Origin of the sequence: Virgibacillus chiguensis, from assembly GCF_900129865.1 — a bacterium.
Lineage (GTDB): Bacteria > Bacillota > Bacilli > Bacillales > Amphibacillaceae > Virgibacillus > Virgibacillus chiguensis.
The window spans coordinates 278120-295831 of sequence record NZ_FQXD01000001.1; the positions used below are offsets into that span (position 1 = coordinate 278120).

Here is a 17712-nt window from a genome sequence, read left to right on the forward strand (position 1 = left end):
AATAAAATCAATTTGTGTGCTTCAACTGATAATTCAATTCAATAATTTGTTTGGCAATTTGCGCTGCCTTTATTGGGTCATTCTGTTTTTCTGCTTCCTTTTGTTGCTCTCGTAATGATTGTATCGTCACTTTATCCGTTTGCTTAGCTATAATCGTACGGACGTAATCATTAAGTTGTTTGTCACTTATATTTTCTTGTAATGGTAACATTGCTATTTCTGTTATTTCCTGTTGCAAATTTGTATCTGTTATTCTTTCTAAAAACAAACTGACATTAGGGGCATTTCCTTCTTCATAAAATGCATATAAATAAGTAGCAATAATTTTATGTGCATCTATATGAAAACTTGCTCCAATTTTTTCTTGTACCTTTTCAGCTATACTTACGTCTTGTAACATATATGCAATTAATTGCCGTTCCGCATTATGAAATGCTGGCAGTAATTTCGATCTCACCTTATTCCATACTGTACTACTAGTATATCTGTTCTTTTGTTGATTATCCTTATTTCTAGCAAACATTTCTCGATATCCTGAAATTTCATCCATGAGAGCTTCCATAGATATTTCAAATTCATTACTCAACTCTTTTAAGTAATATTCCCGTTCTATAGAACTGTCAATCGTTGCAATCTGCTTTAGAACTTTCTCAACATATTGTATGCGGTCAGCTTCTAGATTTAGTTGATAATCTTTTTTTAAAAATCGCATATAAAAAGTCATAAATGTGTCGCTAGCTTTAATGACCTCATCATTAAAAGCTTGTCCTCCGTGCATGCGAATAAAACTGTCAGGATCCATATTTGCTTGTAGGTATGCAACTCTTACTTCGCATCCACATTGGCGTAATATGACAGCAGCTTTATAAGCAGCATCTAGCCCAGCCCGATCTCCATCGTAGCAAATAATGACGTTGTTTACATAACGTTTTAACAGCTTAGCTTGGAATTCTGTTAAGGCTGTGCCAAGCGTAGCTACCGCATTATGAACCCCCGCTTGATAGGCAGCTATGACATCCATTTGACCTTCTAATAAAACCACTTCGTTTTCTTTACGAATGTACCTTTTTGCCAGGTCAAAATTATATAATAGTTTTCCTTTGTGGAACAATTCACTTTCAGGACTATTTATATATTTAGGTTTATAATCGCCAACTGCACGTCCTCCAAAGGCAACTGTCTTTCCTAAATGATTTCGAATTGGAAAAATAATTCTACCACGAAAACGATCCGAGGTATTCCCAGCTTCATTCATCTGAAGCAAGCCTGCTTTTACAAGTAATTGTTCATGAAAACCTTTCTTTTTCAAGAACTCGACTGTTAGATGATCCGCAATCGGACTAAAGCCTAGCTGGAAAATATCTGCTGCTTTCTCATCTATCCCTCTATCTTTTAAATACGCATAACCTTCCTTTCCTTCTTTTGTAAAGCGTAATAAATGATGATATAGTTTCGTCAACCATTCATGTGCAGATAGCATATCTTGCGTTTCTTTAGATAAATTAGCATCCTTTGGGCTTTGAATACTTTGAGGCAATGAAATTCCGCTACGTTCAGCTAAAAACTGGATAGCTTCATAAAAAGAAAAGCTCTCTATCTCCATTAAAAAAGTGACTACATTGCCACCCTTACCACAGCCAAAACAGTGAAAAATTTGCTTGTCTTGCGTCACAGAAAAAGATGGTGTCTTTTCACCATGAAATGGGCATAATCCAAAATAGTTTCTTCCTTGTTTTTTTAGCTGGACATAATCGCCTATTATATCAACAATATCATTCGCCTTACGAATCTCTTCAATTAATGCTTCAGGAATTTGATTAGCCATAAAATATCACCATGCTATTACATATTCGCTTTTCATGATAAAAATCCTTTTATTTCGACATATATTTTTTTCTTTTCTCAAAAAATCACCTATACAAGCAATAATTAAAAACATATGCATACACATTTCCCATAGAAAGGTAGCAACCAGTTCTGTTATGGACAACATCTACAAAATTACAATATGCTTTTGCTCTTCATTGAAACTATTCTATATTTAAGTTATAAATTCCTGCTTTTAAGGAGATAATTTTAGTACATTCGAATCAAAATATAATTTATATCGTCATACAATATTCTCAAAATTCAACCCAACTTTGATTATCTTCATTCATTTTAAATAAAAAAACGCTAAACATGTTATATTTTGTCGATCATCAACCTTTATGAAACACATAGGGACCAAAACTTTTTTATGTTCAAAAGTTTTCATACACTTTATGTGCAAGGAGTCCCCCTTTTACGGAACATGCATTAGAAAGGCTTGGCTATCGCCAAGTCTTCTGGCGATAAAACACCATTGTTTTGCTTATACGATAAAATCTAAAATTGTATACTTTCCTATAGTACAAAAAAACTGTATACCTATAACACAAATCATAATTATAATATATACCACGAATTAATGCCAGCAAAACACTTCTAAAATTTAATTCTTTCCATTCAAAGTACTTCTTAATCATATATGTCTTGATTTTGTTTTTTACACTTACAAAAGTATCCATATTTGAAACTTAATTTGTCAAACTACGATAGTCCTAACTGTAAAAATTACAATCAGTAGAAACAGAATATCCTACTGATTGGAAAGTTCTTACGGAAGAAATGCGAATTTTGCAAGTCGAAATTTTAAGCTTGTGCTTATGCTCAACTCTGCAATTTAAAAAATTCGTTGTAGTAAAATACGTAAGTGCGTTAGGTTGCCACAGAATGAAAGCTTTTAACAACAATCAGAAAATATGCTTGTTCTTAGAAGGCAATGATGGCATTCATTATGATCTGTTAGCATAAGGAGAGTATGTGCTTCCTCCGTTATTTTTTTACGATTTGTCTAATACTGTTAGCCGTTTCCTCAACAGCTTTATTTGATACATCGATGACCTTACAACCAATTTTATCAACTATTTTATCAAAATACGCCAGTTCTTTATGAATACGTTCCATATTCGCATATGTTGCCTGATCTCCTAAACCTAAAGCACGAAGTCTTTCTTTACGTATTTCATACAGCTTATCAGCGCTTATACGTAACCCGATACATTTTGAAGCATCCACTTCAAACAATTCTTCTGGAGGATCTACTTCTGGTACAATTGGTACATTGGCAACTTTTAAGCGTTTATGAGCCAAATATTGTGATAGAGGCGTTTTAGATGTTCTAGATACCCCGATTAGAACAATGTCTGCTCTAGCAATCCCTCTCGAATCACGCCCATCGTCATACTTTACCGCAAATTCAATTGCCTCTACCCGCTTAAAATAGTCTTCATCAAGCTTATGGACTAGCCCTGCTTCCATTCGCGGTGCATGTTCAAAAACACGTTCCATGGATTTCAACACCGGGCCCATGATGTCAATAGCTTCAAGGTTCATTTGTTTGGCACGTTCATTTACATAGTTCCTTAGAATAGGATCAACAAGTGTAAAACCAATGAGTCCTTTACTTTCTACAGCGAGCTGTAAAGCTTCATCGATTGTTTTTTTGTCTTCTACATAGGGTATGCGCTGAATTTTATATATTCCGTGATTAAACTGACTTAATCCTGCCTTAATGACTAACTCAGCTGTCTCCCCTACGGAATCGGATAAAACATATACAGGTTGTGTAAACATCAAAATACTCCTCTCTCACTCTTGTTAAATGTGATCTTCCATAATCAATTCAACAAAAGCTTTCGTAATTGTTGTTTTTGTAACTCTTCCAACAACTTCCAATCCAGACTTTGTTTTTTTCACGACAGGAATACCATCAATTTGTTTATTAATTAAGTTTTGAGCAACTTCTACCAACAAATCATCTTTTTGACATACTGTTATATTAGGCATTCTGGTCATAATGATATGTACAGGTAAAGCATTTAAATCTTGTTTTCCAATGCTTGCACGAAGTAAATCTTTTCGCGATAGTACACCTGTTAAAAACGACTGATCATCAACTACGAAAAGGGTTCCTACATCTTCTAAGAACATTGTTGAGATCGCATCGTATACCGAAACGCTCTCTTTTACAACAATAGGGACATGTTGATATTCATACACTCTAATTTTTTTAATTTGCTCTGTTAATAATTCATTTCCCGTTTTACCAGTATAAAAATACCCCACACGAGGCCTTGCATCTAAAAAACCTGCCATTGTTAAAATTGCCAAGTCTGGACGTAATGTGGCCCTTGTTAAGTGAAGACGCTCAGCGATATTCTCCCCAGTTATCGGGCCGTTTTCTTTAACAATTTCAATTATTTCTTCTTGTCTACTTGATAATTCCATGACTTCACCACCTAAAGACGATGTAAACCTATGTCCATTATAGTTGAATCGATACAGAATGAGAAATTATCCGGTACTTATCAAGCGAGAGGAATTATAATACTGCGCCCAAAAACCAGAGAAGAAAATCACTGTATCCTTTTATTAAAAGCTTTGTTTCCATTCAATTTTTGTTACATCAGCATAATTATAAATAAGTTGACCGATTTGGTACAAAAGCGCTAACCGATTATTACGGGTTTTTTCTTCATCTACCATTACCATATTCTGGGCAAAAAATTGATGAATCGGATCCGTCAATTGCTCCAAGCGTTTTAATTCTTCTTCAGCATCTCCACTTGAATGTCGAGACGCTTCATGGATAAGACAATATTTATTGTATAAAGTTCTTTCAGATTCTGTGTGCAATACATCTGGATCAATTACTTTAGATGATGCTTTTTTAGCTAAATTTAATACACGAACAAAAGCTTCCTGTGTTAATTTAAATGTATCATCATTTCGTTTGACTGATAATAATTCTGCTTTTTCTAAACTGTGCGTAAAGTTGCCAATATCTTGATGTAATACAGCGTGAATAATATCTGGCTCAATTCCCGCTTCTTTAAAGATATAAGAAGCACGATGTAAAAAGAAGTCGTTAATGATAGTAGCAGCTTCATTTTGATTTTCTAGCTTTACTTTAGATGTAGCATATACTTGCAAAGTAAGTTCGATAAGCTTTTCTACGGTTATGTTCCATTTATTTGAAAGTAGCATCCGTAATACACCAATAGCTTGACGACGTAACCCATAAGGGTCATGAGATCCTGTCGGTAATAATTCTACAGAAATACAACCCGCTATCGTATCTAACTTATCTGCCATACTAACTATTGTTCCTGCGGTAGTTTCGGGCAAAACACCGTTGGCAAATTTCGGCAAGTAATGTTCTCTAATTGCTTGAGCAACAAGTGCGTCTTCGCCATAAAAAACAGCATATTTTTCGCCCATAACCCCTTGCAATTCAGTAAATTCATTTACCATACTAGTAGTTAAATCAAATTTACTTAATTCAGCAGCACGAACAGCTCGATTAATATCTGACTCAGGTAGTTCAAAATGCTGACTAATTAAACGTGTTAATATAATGACACGCTCTACTTTTTCATAAATGGTCCCTAAATCTTCTTGAAATACAACTCTCTCTAACTTTGTTAAAAAGTCGCTCAAAGAACGCTTACGATCTTCCTCGTAGAAAAAAGCAGCATCAGACAAGCGAGCATGCAATACTTTTTCATTTCCTTTAATTACTGTCTCTAATGACGTATCGTCTCCATTACGTATGCCAACGAAATAAGGTAATAACTCCCCTCCAGTATTCGTACGAACAGGGAAATAGCGTTGATGCTCTTTCATGGAAATAATTAATACTTCCTCAGGTATGGATAAAAATGTACGTTCAAATGAGCCTAAAAAAGCTTGAGGATATTCCACCAAATTACGAACTTCATGCAATAGTTCATGATCAATAGGAATATGCACCGAATGCTCTTGCTCTAATTTATGAATTCCTTGTAATACAGCTGCTTCACGTTTTTTTGCATCTGCTATTACAAATTGCTGTAGTAATTTTTCTTCATATTGCTTTGGGTTATTAATGGCTATTTTCGTTCCTAAAAAACGATGGCCATATGTCATATTACTGCTTTTTACATGAGCAACTTCAAAAGGAACCACCGTTGAACCGCATAAGCCGACCAACCAACGTATCGGCCTAGCATAACGCATTGTTTGTGCTCCCCAGCGCATATTCTTGCCAAAGTTAATAGACAGAATGATGTCTTTAAAACCTGGCAGGAGGTTGAATGTATTGTTTCCTTCAATATGCTTCTGCACAAAAATATATGTAGTGCCATTGACAGGTTTTGTATAAATATCATTCGTTGTCTTGCCTTGCCCTTTTGTAAAGCCAATCGCTGCTTTTGTCCAATTACCAGATTCATCTTTAGCAATTTTTTCTGCCGGGCCTTTCACTTCTTCTTTAATCGTTGTTTGTTGTTCACTAAGCCCTTCAATAAGAACTGCCAAACGCCTTGGTGTAGAAAAGGTTGCTAAATTTTCATAAGGAATGCGCAAGCTTTTCAGCCATGCTGCTGTTTTGTCGTTTAATTGTTTTTCCGCATCATCAATGAAGCGAGCCGGCATTTCTTCCAATCCAATTTCAAATAGAGCATCTGTTGCCATATTATTGTTCCTCCCTTTTTAACATCGGAAAGCCAAGTCGTTCTCTTTCAGCCACATACGCTTTAGCAATACCTCTTGCTAAGTTACGAATTCTTGTAATATAGCCGGTACGTTCTGTTACAGAGATGACACCTTTGGCATCCAACAAATTAAATGTATGAGAACATTTAAGAACGTAATCATAAGCAGGAAATACTAACCCTTTTTCCATTGTATCTTTAGCTTCTTGCTCATATTTGGTAAAAAGCTCAAATAACATTTCCGTATTAGATGTTTCAAATGTATACATGGAATGTTCATATTCCGGTTGATAAAAGATGTCTTTAACTGTCACGCCATTTGTCCATTCTAAATCAAATACATTATCTTTATCTTGAATATACGAAGCGAGACGCTCAATTCCATATGTTAATTCTACAGCAACAGGATTTGCCTCTAATCCTCCGATTTGCTGAAAGTACGTAAATTGTGTAATTTCCATCCCATCAAGCCAAACTTCCCAGCCAAGACCAGCTGCACCTAAGGTTGGGTTTTCCCAGTTGTCTTCTACAAATCGTATATCATGAACAAGTGGATCAATCCCTAATTTTCTTAGAGAACCTAAGTATAACTCCTGAATATTATCTGGAGAAGGTTTCATAATAACTTGAAATTGGTGATGTTGGTATAACCTGTTTGGGTTATCACCATAGCGGCCATCTGTAGGGCGTCTTGATGGTTCTACATAAGCAACGTTCCATGGTTCAGGTCCAAGACTACGCAGCAATGTCATTGGTGACATTGTACCCGCTCCCTTTTCCACGTCATATGCTTGCATAAGAATGCAATTTTGCTCTGACCAATAATTTTGCAAAGTTAAGATCATCTCTTGAATATTCATCATCTTTTCCTCCATATACAGTAGTACAATATAAAATCCCCGTCCCTATGTCTATAGTCAAGACATAGGGACGGGGTGTTAAGCCGCGGTTCCACCCTATTTGCTTATGAAAGCCACCTTTATTAGAAATACTCCGAAGTTCCTTTCCTCTTACCCCTATCGCTCAGCTTTCACCATCCTGAGCTCGCTATGGAAAGCGTGCAAAAGTACTCTTCTTCATCCTTGTATTCATTCCATATATGATCATCTATGTATGAATAATAAGCGAAACATTCTTTGCTGTCAACTCATTTCAATAGATCCATCTGTTTTAATAGCTTTCTTGATTTAAGAAGGTAACCACCATAATGGTCATAATAATGGTCTAACAAATCCCTAAGCAACTGTTTATTTTGTTCCTTTACTGAAATGGTTGATACGCGTTGCAAATCAACCGTTGCAAAGATGAATAATAATTTAACCACTCCTTTTGGTAATTCAATAGCTCGCTCATCCATACTTCTACATAATGCACACAGTAAACCAGCTTCTTGAATAGAAAACACAAACGGAGGCGTTACACTTTGACAGCTACTGCAACAATCTACCGTGGGTGCAAATCCGCCTTTTTTATATAATTTCAATTCATACATCATTAAGGGGATATCAGCCTCTTCTTTGCTATTAATCCACTCCATTGTTTGAAAAAATTGTTCATAAATAAATCCATCTGGCTGTTTATCCTCGACTAATTTATCTGTAAGTTCAGCAAGATATGCTGCGTAAGTTGTTTTTTTAATATCTTCACGTATGGGGCGAAAAGAATCAATAATTTCTGCCTGTTGTATCGTGCTTAACCCTTTATTGACATACATAAGAAATTCAGCATAGATGAATGGCTGCGTTACAGCAGCCATTCTACTTTTTGGTTTTTTTGCTCCTTTAGCAATCGCAGAGAGCTTTCCTAATTTCCTACTAAATATTGTAACGATTTTATGACTCTCTCCATAGTCACGTGTTTTCAATACGACACCTTGTATTTTTTCTAACAATTAAGCGTCACCTTTCTCTAAAGAACTGCATTCACTTATCATTTCGTTTTTATCGGAGTTTCATTTTTCTCATCTTGTTGTCCTAATTCTTGAAGGTTTTGTTCATTTTCTAACTCTTTCATGATTAAATAGGTTTCAATGTTTCCCGTTTGACTAAATAACTTCCAGGTTAGATCGATCACAAGAAACCCCACCTTTCTTTTAAATGTTGAAAATGTAACTTACTACTTAGAATGACCACAAGAGCAAAACAAATGAGTATAAATATTTACCATGTATGAGGAATTATAAATAACTCTCATATTATTTTTTAGCAAAATTACAGCAAAAGGGTACTGAAAACGAATTTTTTAATAATCATCTCTGCTGAAACCATATTCTTGAAGTTGGCTTTGCTTGTTTCTCCAATCTTTTTTAACTTTTACCCATAGTTCTAGGTACACGCTTGTACCAAGCAGATTTTCAATATCTTTACGGGCTGCTTTCCCGATGTTCTTAAGCATCGTTCCCTGTTTCCCAATAAGAATGCCTTTTTGCGTTTTTCTTTCGGTTACAATAGTTGCTTGAATAAGAACTTTACCATGATTGCGTTGTTCCATATTCTCAATAACAACTGCTATCGAATGAGGAACTTCTTCTTTCGTAAATTGCAGTACTTTTTCACGAATTAACTCACTGATAATAAAACGTTCAGGGTGATCTGTAATTTGATCTTCTGGATAATACTGCGGGCCTTCTGCCAATTGATCTTTAAGCACTGCTAACAAATGTTTTACATTATTCCCCTGCAAAGCAGATATAGGAATAATTTCTGTAAAATCATGTTTATCTTTATATTGATCAATTAATGGGAGTAGTTTATCAGGGTGTACAAGATCAATCTTATTTACAATTAAATATACAGGCTTATCTACCTTTTGCAGTCTATCTAAAATGTATTGATCTCCTTTTCCATACCCTTCCTCTGCATTAATCATAAATAAAATGGCATCGACCTCATTTAATGTATTTATAGCGGTTTTCACCATAAAATCGCCGAGCTGATGTTTCGGTTTATGGATACCTGGTGTGTCTATAAATATCATTTGCGCGTCTGACAATGTCAGTACACCTTGGATTTTGTTTCTCGTTGTTTGGGGTTTATCACTCATAATAGCTATTTTTTGCCCGATCACCTGATTCATAAACGTTGATTTTCCAACATTTGGTCTACCGATAATAGCTATAAAACCTGATTTAAATTGTTTTTCCATCTGGTTGCCTCCGAAAAATCTTACATATTTTATTCATATCATACTATAAAACAACTTTCGTTTCATGGTATTCGACAAAAGCTTTAATATTTTTTATGTCACTTTTTTGTTTTTGACAATCTTTTTAAGACCGTTATGTGAAAGTGAAAGGATTTGTAGGACAAATTTCAAAACAGCAAGGATATCCTTGTATACAACTACTTCATTCACTACATAGCATGTCATGTAAGAAGTAAATAAATTCATTTATTAACGTATCTATAGACTGACTAAAACAAGAAAAGCCACAGCTAAACTGCGGCAACAAGCATGAACATGAAATTCATTTACTATCCCGACGCGATAAAGTGTGACAATCTAAAAGTTAACGCAAACGGTTCCCCTTCGTTTTTACATAAGCCCAGCTACTTTTGGAATAAAAATAAAACAACCTACTATTACAGCAATGATCGCTGCTATAAGGACCGATCCAGCAGCCACATCTTTAATTTGTTTTGCAGCAGGATGAACATCTGGTTTTACGTAATCAATTATTCTTTCTGCGACCGTATTTAGCATTTCTGTTATAAACACATTCCCAATCAAAAGTAAGATAATACTCCACTCGGTGATATTTATGTTTAAAATGATACCAGCCAATATGACTACAATTGCAGCACATAAGTGCACTCGAAAATTACGTTCATTTTTGACAACAAACTTTATACCTTGCCATGCAAAAGAAAAACCAACCAGTCGTTTTTTATCTTTCAATTCCAAACGCACCTAAGATTTTTTCTTGTTTCGCAAACATTACCTTTTCATCTACTTTCGCTATATGATCATATCCCAATAAGTGAAGGAAGCCATGTAACGCTAGAAAGGCTAATTCTCTTTCCAAAGAATGGTCGTACTCTTTTGCCTGTTCTTTTGCTCTATCCACAGATATCACAATGTCACCTAACAGCACGGGGAGATTTTCGTCTAATATATTTATTTCTTCTTCGCCTTCTCCAAGTTCTTGCATAGGAAACGACAGGACATCTGTAGGACTATTCTTTTGCCTATAGTTTCGATTTAGTTCTTGAATTTCTTTATTCGTAACGAAATTAATGGATACTTCACCTTGTGGCGTTACACCTTCTTCTTTAGCAGCAAATGTAATCAACCGTTGAATTAGATCAATATAATCACTTTCCACTGAATTTGTTTCATCATGAAAGTCAATATACATTTAGTTTGCCTCCTCCATGGGATATTGAATACGCGAATGAAATATCCCTTTCAATGTGCTACAAGTTATTTGTTGAATCTTATTCAACTCTTGTAAAGTAATCGGACATTCATCGAACTGCCCGTCTACTAATTTATCCTGAATAATAGATGTAACAATTTCTTCTATTTTGTGTTCTGTAGGCTCTTGTAGTGAACGAACTGCGGCTTCTACTGAATCACATATACTAACAATAGCCGCCTCTTTCGTTTGTGGTTTAGGGCCAGGATAACGATACGTTGCTTCTTCCACTTCCTTATTTTGTTCTTTATCTTTGTAATAAAAATACTTCAGTAAAGAAGTGCCATGATGCTGTTTAGCAATATCAATAATTTCTTGTGGTAGCCGATGTTTTTTCAACATTTCAGCTCCATCATAGGGATGACTAATTATTATTTTAGCACTTTCATTTGGCTCAATAAAGTCATGAGGGTTTTGAATTGCCAATTGATTTTCAATAAAAAAATGAGGTTGTACCGTCTTACCTAGGTCATGATAATAAGCACCAACCCTTGCAAGTAACCCATTTGCTCCAACTGCTTCGCAAGCAGCTTCACTTAAGTTAGCCACCATCACGGAGTGGTGATATGTACCAGGAGCTTCCGTTAATAATTTCTTTAGTAATGGATGATTTGGGCTTGATAATTGTAGTAATTTAATATCTGATAAAATCCCTAAAGCAGCCTCAAAATAAGGTAACAATCCAATGGTAAGTACAGCTGACAGGAATGCAGATGCTGCTGCGAAAGATGATTGTAGTAACATATCTCCCCATGCATATTTCTCAAAAGAGAGAAATATAAATAATAATACAACCATAATATTAATAACCGCGATCCCTAATCCAGCCTTCATAACTGCAAGTCTATCTTTGACATTTTTCAGGAAGAAGACGGCTGCCAATTGGGAGAGCAAAAAGTATATACCTGCTTCCACATTTAAAGAACCAGGAATTTGATGATTGAAAATAACACTTCCTAAAATCGCAAACAGCGTACTAAAAATGATTGCAGAACGTTCATGTGTTAATTGTTTTAGTAACAAAGCCCCCATAGCTATAGGCATTACGTAAAAGAGTTGGTTTATTTGCGTTGTATAAATGCTTACTATTTTCATTAAAGCAACTGCCATGATACTAATAACAACAATTGCAGTAACTTTTGCAGTATTTAAGCGCTCTTTTCTATCAAGCCAATTCATTTCATGAGCTATTGCACTTCCTAGTAGCAAGACAAGTATAGCCAATCCAATTCCTGGAAAGAAATTCCGCTCTTTATCAAGAACTCCAACCAAGTCTAGTTTTTTATAAACTTCATTCGTAATCGTTTGTCCTTCGCGAACAATGATTTCTCCCGCTCTAATTACAACAGGCTCAACATTGCTAGCCGCTTCCTTTCGAGCAGTAGATGTTTTATCCACATCAAAGAATGAATTTTCGACCACCGCAAACTCACTTAACCGAGTCAGAACTTCTCTCATGTCAGCATCTAAATCTGAATACTTAATTTCTTGTTGCATATTTGAAATAGCGCTTTGTGTATTTTCTGTTCGCACACCATTATTCAACGTTTTAGACAAAATTTCCAAGAAAAATTTCTCACCTTTTTCCCGTTCCTCTTTAGGTACTTGAATAAGCTGAGACAGCGAGTCATCACTGACTCCTTTTTGTATTTCTTCAGACAAAATTTGCTTTAATTGTTGCACTTTTTCTTGCTCAGAAATAGGAGCCGTATCGGAGGCTTCCTTATTTTGTTGCGTGTCTTTAAGTTCTTCTCCCAAATTAGTGATTGCGTCAAAAATTTCTTTCGTATACGCCATACGCTCATCTGTAATTTCTTGATCAATATTGTATCTATCCTCTACAGCTTGGACCGTTTCTCGTATTTTACGCTCTGTTTCTTGCTCATTTTCTATCGTAACTGGAGAACGAATCGTTTCTTTAGCTCTACTAAACCTCTCTATCTCATAGGTTTCCGTCTGTATATTGTCAATCATGATTAGAAAGAAAAACACACTTAGTAAAAGAGAAGCAGCTATAATCATGCCCCATTTATTGAAACGTTTTGTAAATGAAAACCAAGTACGCGGATTGTATTTGTTCTTATCCACTGCTCTCTCTTCCTTTCTAATGGGCAAAATTAAAAATGCCTATATGCTTTGCTATCTACCAAATCTGTCGTAACCATTAAAAAAATGGCTTTTTATACGAGATAAAAGGTGCTGCAACACTCCCACTTCAAGTATGGAAGTGGGAGGTCACAGTTTTCTTAAGAGATCTTTAGATCATACTCTTGAGTTACTAAGTATGAGACAATCCCTCATTAATTGAAGGTTCACTTTTTGCTTTCCTAAAGTGAAAACAAAAAGTTAGCTTTATTATCATTTTCTTATTCACTACGATGATGGCTATTTTTATCATACGCATCAATGATTCGTTGCACAAGAGGATGTCGAACGACGTCTGTTTGCTCTAAATAAACAAAATCCATTCCTTTTATCCCATTTAATAAATGACTTGCGACCCTTAAACCTGACTGCACACCTTTTGGTAAGTCAATCTGCGTTATGTCCCCAGTAATCACCATTTTTGATCCAAAACCAAGTCTCGTTAAAAACATTTTCATTTGCTCAGGGGTCGTATTTTGTGCTTCGTCCAAAATAACAAAGGCATCATCAAGCGTTCTCCCTCGCATATAGGCCAACGGGGCTATTTCAATCGTTTCCCTTTCAATCAGCCGCATCGTATGCTCTGTCCCTAAAACATCATGCAAAGCATCATATAGCGGTCGCAAATAAGGATCTACCTTTTCTTTTAAATCACCAGGAAGAAAACCCAAACTTTCTCCTGCCTCTACAGCTGGTCTAGTTAATATAATCCTTTTCACATAGCCATTCTTAAGTGCATGAACAGCCATTACGACAGCTAGATACGTTTTTCCCGTACCAGCTGGGCCGATTCCGAAGACGAGATCATTTGCTTTAATTGCAGAGATATATTTTTTTTGCCCCAGTGTTTTAACACGAATGGATTTTCCTTTTACATTTTTGGTAATCTCATCTTCAAATAAAGTTTCGAATTGATTTATTTTCCCTTTTTTTCCAAGTTCAACCGCATAAACGACATCTCTTTCTGTAATGGTCAACCCTTTACGAATAACGGAGAGCAGTGCTTGTAAGACATCCTGAACGAGGTTAAGCGTATCTGTAACACCAGATACATGAATCTGCTCTCCTCTCGTTATAATAGAAACTTGAAGCATTTCTTCTAATTGATGCAAGTATTTATCGTTATTACCAAATAGTGCTAAAGCTTCTTTTGGACTATTTAATTGTAAGTCGACTGCTGTTAAATTTTCCGGCATATTCAATCTCCTTGACGTAAAGGTTGTGTATCAATAATATTTTCTTCAACACTCATATATAAGTTTAGTTTAACTTTACCATTCTCTGTAGATTGATGCAAAATTTTTTCAGATAAGACCTCCGCTTCTCCAAGTTCTAGTTTTAATTGTTCTTTCGCTTGTTTAATACCTACCTCAATTGCTTCTTTTTTTGTTCTCTCTACTGCTTTATACGTTTTTTCATGGATGTTAGTTTCAATTATTTTTATAGGTAATTTCCACTTTAAAAAGCGAAGGTTTGATTCTTCCTGTTCCTGTTGCGTATTTTCAAAGTCCGATGAGCCAAAGCCCCAAATTGGCAGTTTGAAATTTCCAAAACTTAGATGGTATTTATTTTCTTGTTCTCCTGTTAATTGTTCTGTATTTGCCTTTAATGGCACACTTACTTTAACTTCATACCAAGTTAACGCCGTGATTTCCCCAGCCGCTGCAACATGTTTTACTTCTTTCTTCCCTTCTTCCTTTGCTTCTTCTCCATCATCCATTTTTCCCGATACTAATAGGTCGCCTTTCTCCACATAATCATGAATATTTACTTTTGGAACTCCTTGTGAAACATACATTTTCTTAATAATTCCTTTTTTAGCAGCAATTAAGTTTCTTGGTTCTGGGTTTTCTTCTTCTTTTACTACTATTTTTTCTACACCTTCTAAGTGGAAGGTTGTCCCCTTTTGATCTATGCCAACCCATAGTAATTCAGGTACATCATGTAATAATTGTTGTTGTATACGTTTTGGGGAGTCAATAGAAAATATCCATGATCCTGGGTGGATACCATATTGTTCTAATTGTCTATCTATCTTTTCTTCAATATCTTTCGGTACACCAGTTATTTCCACATCCCATATAATATTAGATAGTGTAAAAAGAAGCAAGGTGCTTAGAATAAAAGCAAGTATTAATTCTTTTTTCCTTAAATAGCGACGAAAGAAAAATGGAAATCCTTTACGGTCAATAAATTTAATTTTATAATTCGTATTCTTCCGTAATTTTTTTATATACTTAACGTCCTTAAGGACTATCGTTCCCTTGCATGACTGTTGATTTAATTTTACTACGTCCCATATTTGAATGCCATAACTAGCACAATGCTGAAAAAACATTTCCGGTCTATCACCTGTTACAATGATACTCACAGCACCAGCCATATGTAATTTATTCTTTTGCGTCATATCCTGTACCTCCATCTGGAATAAAGGTTATATCTCTAATCATACCTTCTAACAAAATTTCTTCGGGTAGCATTCTTTTTAAAACAAAACCTGAACCAGAAATGCGAACATATCCTTTATTCGACTTTAGTTTTAACTCTGTATCCGAATAGATTTCCAAACCCTTATGATTTTCAATATAAACATGTAATTGTCCAACTACTGTAATTCTTGGTAGTTCCAATAACACATCTGAAGGAAGTGCAAAATACTTCGTTAACCATGGTCTAAATTGTTGTTGCCATTTTTTCACAATGCAGCCCCCTCTCACCTATATATTTATGTTTCTTTCATTTGATTAAGAACATGGAAAAGAAACCTTTTTAAAACGAACCGATGATGACTTAGCGTAAGGCAATGGAGTGAAGTCGCCTAGTTGCTGGGCGCTTGCGCCGGACGTGGCTAAATAAATTAGTTAGTTTATCCATAGCTGCAAAATTTTATAATTTCCTAGACAAAGAAAAAACCAATTGCACTTATTCAAAAGTACAATTGGCTCTTATCATTTCAAACCGTCATGTTACGTCTACATTTTTCTCTTGTTATAATGCATTTAGACTTACAGCATATATTTATCGTTTTCATTCATTTATCTGCTTCATTTTTATTTGCTCCGAAACAACACTACGATATGGTTTTTTGGCTCTAGGTTTCCCTAGTACTTCGGACATAATAATGCCATTAATCAGCCCTTCTCGTGTAAAGTTATTTGCAACTTGCCGCTTCATTTTTTGCTTCTGCAAATGCCCTTCTGTCACTTGCCTCTGGCTTTGAACAGATTGTACTTGTCGGACTAGGTCTTCTATCGGCTCTTGCAAATCAGCTCCCATTTGCTCAGCTAATTGGTCCATTTGGCGTTGTTTTTGCTCAGAAGCCGATGCTGCTGATATAGACCCTCCTTCTCGTTCAGGACGTTTAGTAGGCTGGCTGCCTACCTTTGTAGCTCCTCCACCGAAAGGAGGAACGGGCTTATTCGGTTTCGTTCTTCGTTCATTTTCCTTATCTGTATCTTTATTAAAGGAATCTTTAAAAAAACCGATGATTCCAGCGATTGCTGCCAAAATAATAAACCCATTGCTAAAAATAGCTTCGAAGAGTCCTTCCATATAGTAACTCCTCCTTTACTGCTTGCAATTAATTTTGCTCATGATCATCGTTCCCATTTTCAGATAACTTGCCAATAGAATCACGCATATCTGTGTCAGCATCAATGTTCTTATAGTTCATATAATCCATCACACCAAGGTTACCTGAACGTAAAGCTTCAGCTAAAGCAAGTGGTACATCTGCTTCTGCTTCAACTACTTTTGCACGCATCTCTTGCACTCGAGCAAGCATTTCTTGTTCTTGAGCAACTGCCATTGCTCGACGCTCTTCGGCTTTTGCTTGGGCAATGTTTTTATCCGCTTCAGCTTGATCCGTTTGTAAAATGGCACCAATGTTCTTGCCAATATCAACATCTGCAATATCAATGGATAGTATTTCAAAAGCCGTACCAGCATCTAAGCCTCGATTTAGTACATTATGTGAAATGGAATCTGGGTTTTCTAATACTTCGGTATGAGCATGTGAGCTACCAATGGTACTTACAACACCTTCTCCCACACGAGCTATTACCGTTTCCTCACCAGCACCACCTACTAAGCGATCTATATTAGCACGAACGGTTATTCTAGCTTTTGCTTTCACTTCAATTCCATCCATAGCAATACCAGCAATAAACGGGGTTTCAATTACCTTTGGATTAACACTCATTTGAACTGCTTCTAATACATCACGTCCCGCTAAATCAATCGCTGCTCCTCGTTCAAATGGCAGTTCAATGTTCGCACGATGCGCTGCAATTAATGCATTTACCACTCTATCGACATTACCACCAGCTAAATAATGGCTCTCCAGTTGATTTGTTTTAACATTTAACCCAGCCTTATGTGCTTTAATAAGTGGATTAATCACTCGATTTGGAACTACGCGACGAAGTCTCATTCCAACTAATTGAAAGATACCTACTTTCACTCCTGCTGCTAAAGCACTAATCCATAGCATAACTGGAATAAAAGTAAATAAAATAGCTACTGCAATTAAAATAACTGCGATAATTATTAACGGCATTAAGCTCTCTAAATCCATGTATTTTCCTCCTCATT

Annotated in this window: 16 protein-coding genes; all 16 read right to left on the reverse strand. The window is 35.7% G+C overall.

All coding sequences use genetic code 11. The annotated features are described in order from the left end of the window. Positions 1-7: 7 nt before the first annotated feature. The 16 genes from dnaG to floA all read right to left on the reverse strand — a co-directional run bounded on the left by dnaG (position 8) and on the right by floA (position 17695). Complete coding sequence (gene dnaG, locus BUB45_RS01475; RefSeq protein ID WP_073004457.1) at positions 8-1825, reverse strand: DNA primase; 1818 nt, start codon at positions 1823-1825, stop codon at positions 8-10. 1031 nt (positions 1826-2856) lie between these two features. Then, positions 2857-3657 (reverse strand): pyruvate, water dikinase regulatory protein, encoded by an 801-nt coding sequence (locus BUB45_RS01480; protein WP_073004459.1) that lies wholly within the window; start codon positions 3655-3657, stop codon positions 2857-2859. 24 nt (positions 3658-3681) lie between these two features. After that, a complete protein-coding gene (gene ccpN, locus BUB45_RS01485; protein WP_073004460.1) occupies positions 3682-4311 on the reverse strand; it encodes a transcriptional regulator CcpN in 630 nt (209 codons plus the stop codon). Between the two features lie 144 nt (positions 4312-4455). Next, positions 4456-6537 carry a glycine--tRNA ligase subunit beta gene (gene glyS / locus BUB45_RS01490; RefSeq protein ID WP_073004463.1) on the reverse strand — a complete coding sequence of 694 codons (2082 nt, stop codon included), beginning with the start codon at positions 6535-6537 and terminating at the stop codon, positions 4456-4458. 1 nt (position 6538) lies between these two features. Beyond that, a complete protein-coding gene (gene glyQ / locus BUB45_RS01495) occupies positions 6539-7417 on the reverse strand; it encodes a glycine--tRNA ligase subunit alpha (protein WP_073004465.1) in 879 nt (292 codons plus the stop codon). A gap of 287 nt (positions 7418-7704) precedes the next feature. Further along, the gene (gene recO, locus BUB45_RS01500; RefSeq protein ID WP_073004466.1) at positions 7705-8448 is read right to left on the reverse strand and encodes a DNA repair protein RecO; all 744 of its coding nucleotides are present in this window, start codon (positions 8446-8448) and stop codon (positions 7705-7707) included. 38 nt (positions 8449-8486) lie between these two features. Next, positions 8487-8630: a YqzL family protein gene (locus BUB45_RS01505; protein WP_073004468.1), complete on the reverse strand. Its 144-nt coding sequence runs from the start codon at positions 8628-8630 to the stop codon at positions 8487-8489. Between the two features lie 168 nt (positions 8631-8798). Next, positions 8799-9701 carry a GTPase Era gene (gene era / locus BUB45_RS01510; RefSeq protein WP_073004470.1) on the reverse strand — a complete coding sequence of 301 codons (903 nt, stop codon included), beginning with the start codon at positions 9699-9701 and terminating at the stop codon, positions 8799-8801. A gap of 390 nt (positions 9702-10091) precedes the next feature. Continuing rightward, a complete protein-coding gene (locus BUB45_RS01515) occupies positions 10092-10454 on the reverse strand; it encodes a diacylglycerol kinase family protein (RefSeq protein ID WP_084723501.1) in 363 nt (120 codons plus the stop codon). Further along, positions 10444-10914 carry an rRNA maturation RNase YbeY gene (gene ybeY / locus BUB45_RS01520; RefSeq protein ID WP_073004473.1) on the reverse strand — a complete coding sequence of 157 codons (471 nt, stop codon included), beginning with the start codon at positions 10912-10914 and terminating at the stop codon, positions 10444-10446. Before ybeY ends, BUB45_RS01515 begins: the two co-directional genes overlap by 11 nt. After that, on the reverse strand, positions 10915-13062 hold the full coding sequence (locus BUB45_RS01525; protein WP_342068335.1) for an HD family phosphohydrolase: 2148 nt from the start codon (positions 13060-13062) through the stop codon (positions 10915-10917). 278 nt (positions 13063-13340) lie between these two features. After that, positions 13341-14315 (reverse strand): PhoH family protein, encoded by a 975-nt coding sequence (locus BUB45_RS01530; protein ID WP_073004475.1) that lies wholly within the window; start codon positions 14313-14315, stop codon positions 13341-13343. A gap of 2 nt (positions 14316-14317) precedes the next feature. After that, entirely contained in the window at positions 14318-15526 is a 1209-nt protein-coding gene (yqfD, locus tag BUB45_RS01535; protein WP_073004476.1) for a sporulation protein YqfD, read from the reverse strand. Beyond that, on the reverse strand, positions 15510-15818 hold the full coding sequence (gene yqfC, locus BUB45_RS01540; protein ID WP_170861686.1) for a sporulation protein YqfC: 309 nt from the start codon (positions 15816-15818) through the stop codon (positions 15510-15512). The genes yqfD and yqfC overlap by 17 nt, the downstream gene beginning before the upstream one ends. A 328-nt stretch (positions 15819-16146) precedes the next feature. Continuing rightward, positions 16147-16671, reverse strand: coding sequence for a hypothetical protein (locus BUB45_RS01545; protein WP_073004478.1), 525 nt, complete (start codon positions 16669-16671; stop codon positions 16147-16149). Between the two features lie 28 nt (positions 16672-16699). Beyond that, entirely contained in the window at positions 16700-17695 is a 996-nt protein-coding gene (gene floA / locus BUB45_RS01550; RefSeq protein ID WP_073004480.1) for a flotillin-like protein FloA, read from the reverse strand. Positions 17696-17712 lie beyond the last annotated feature (17 nt).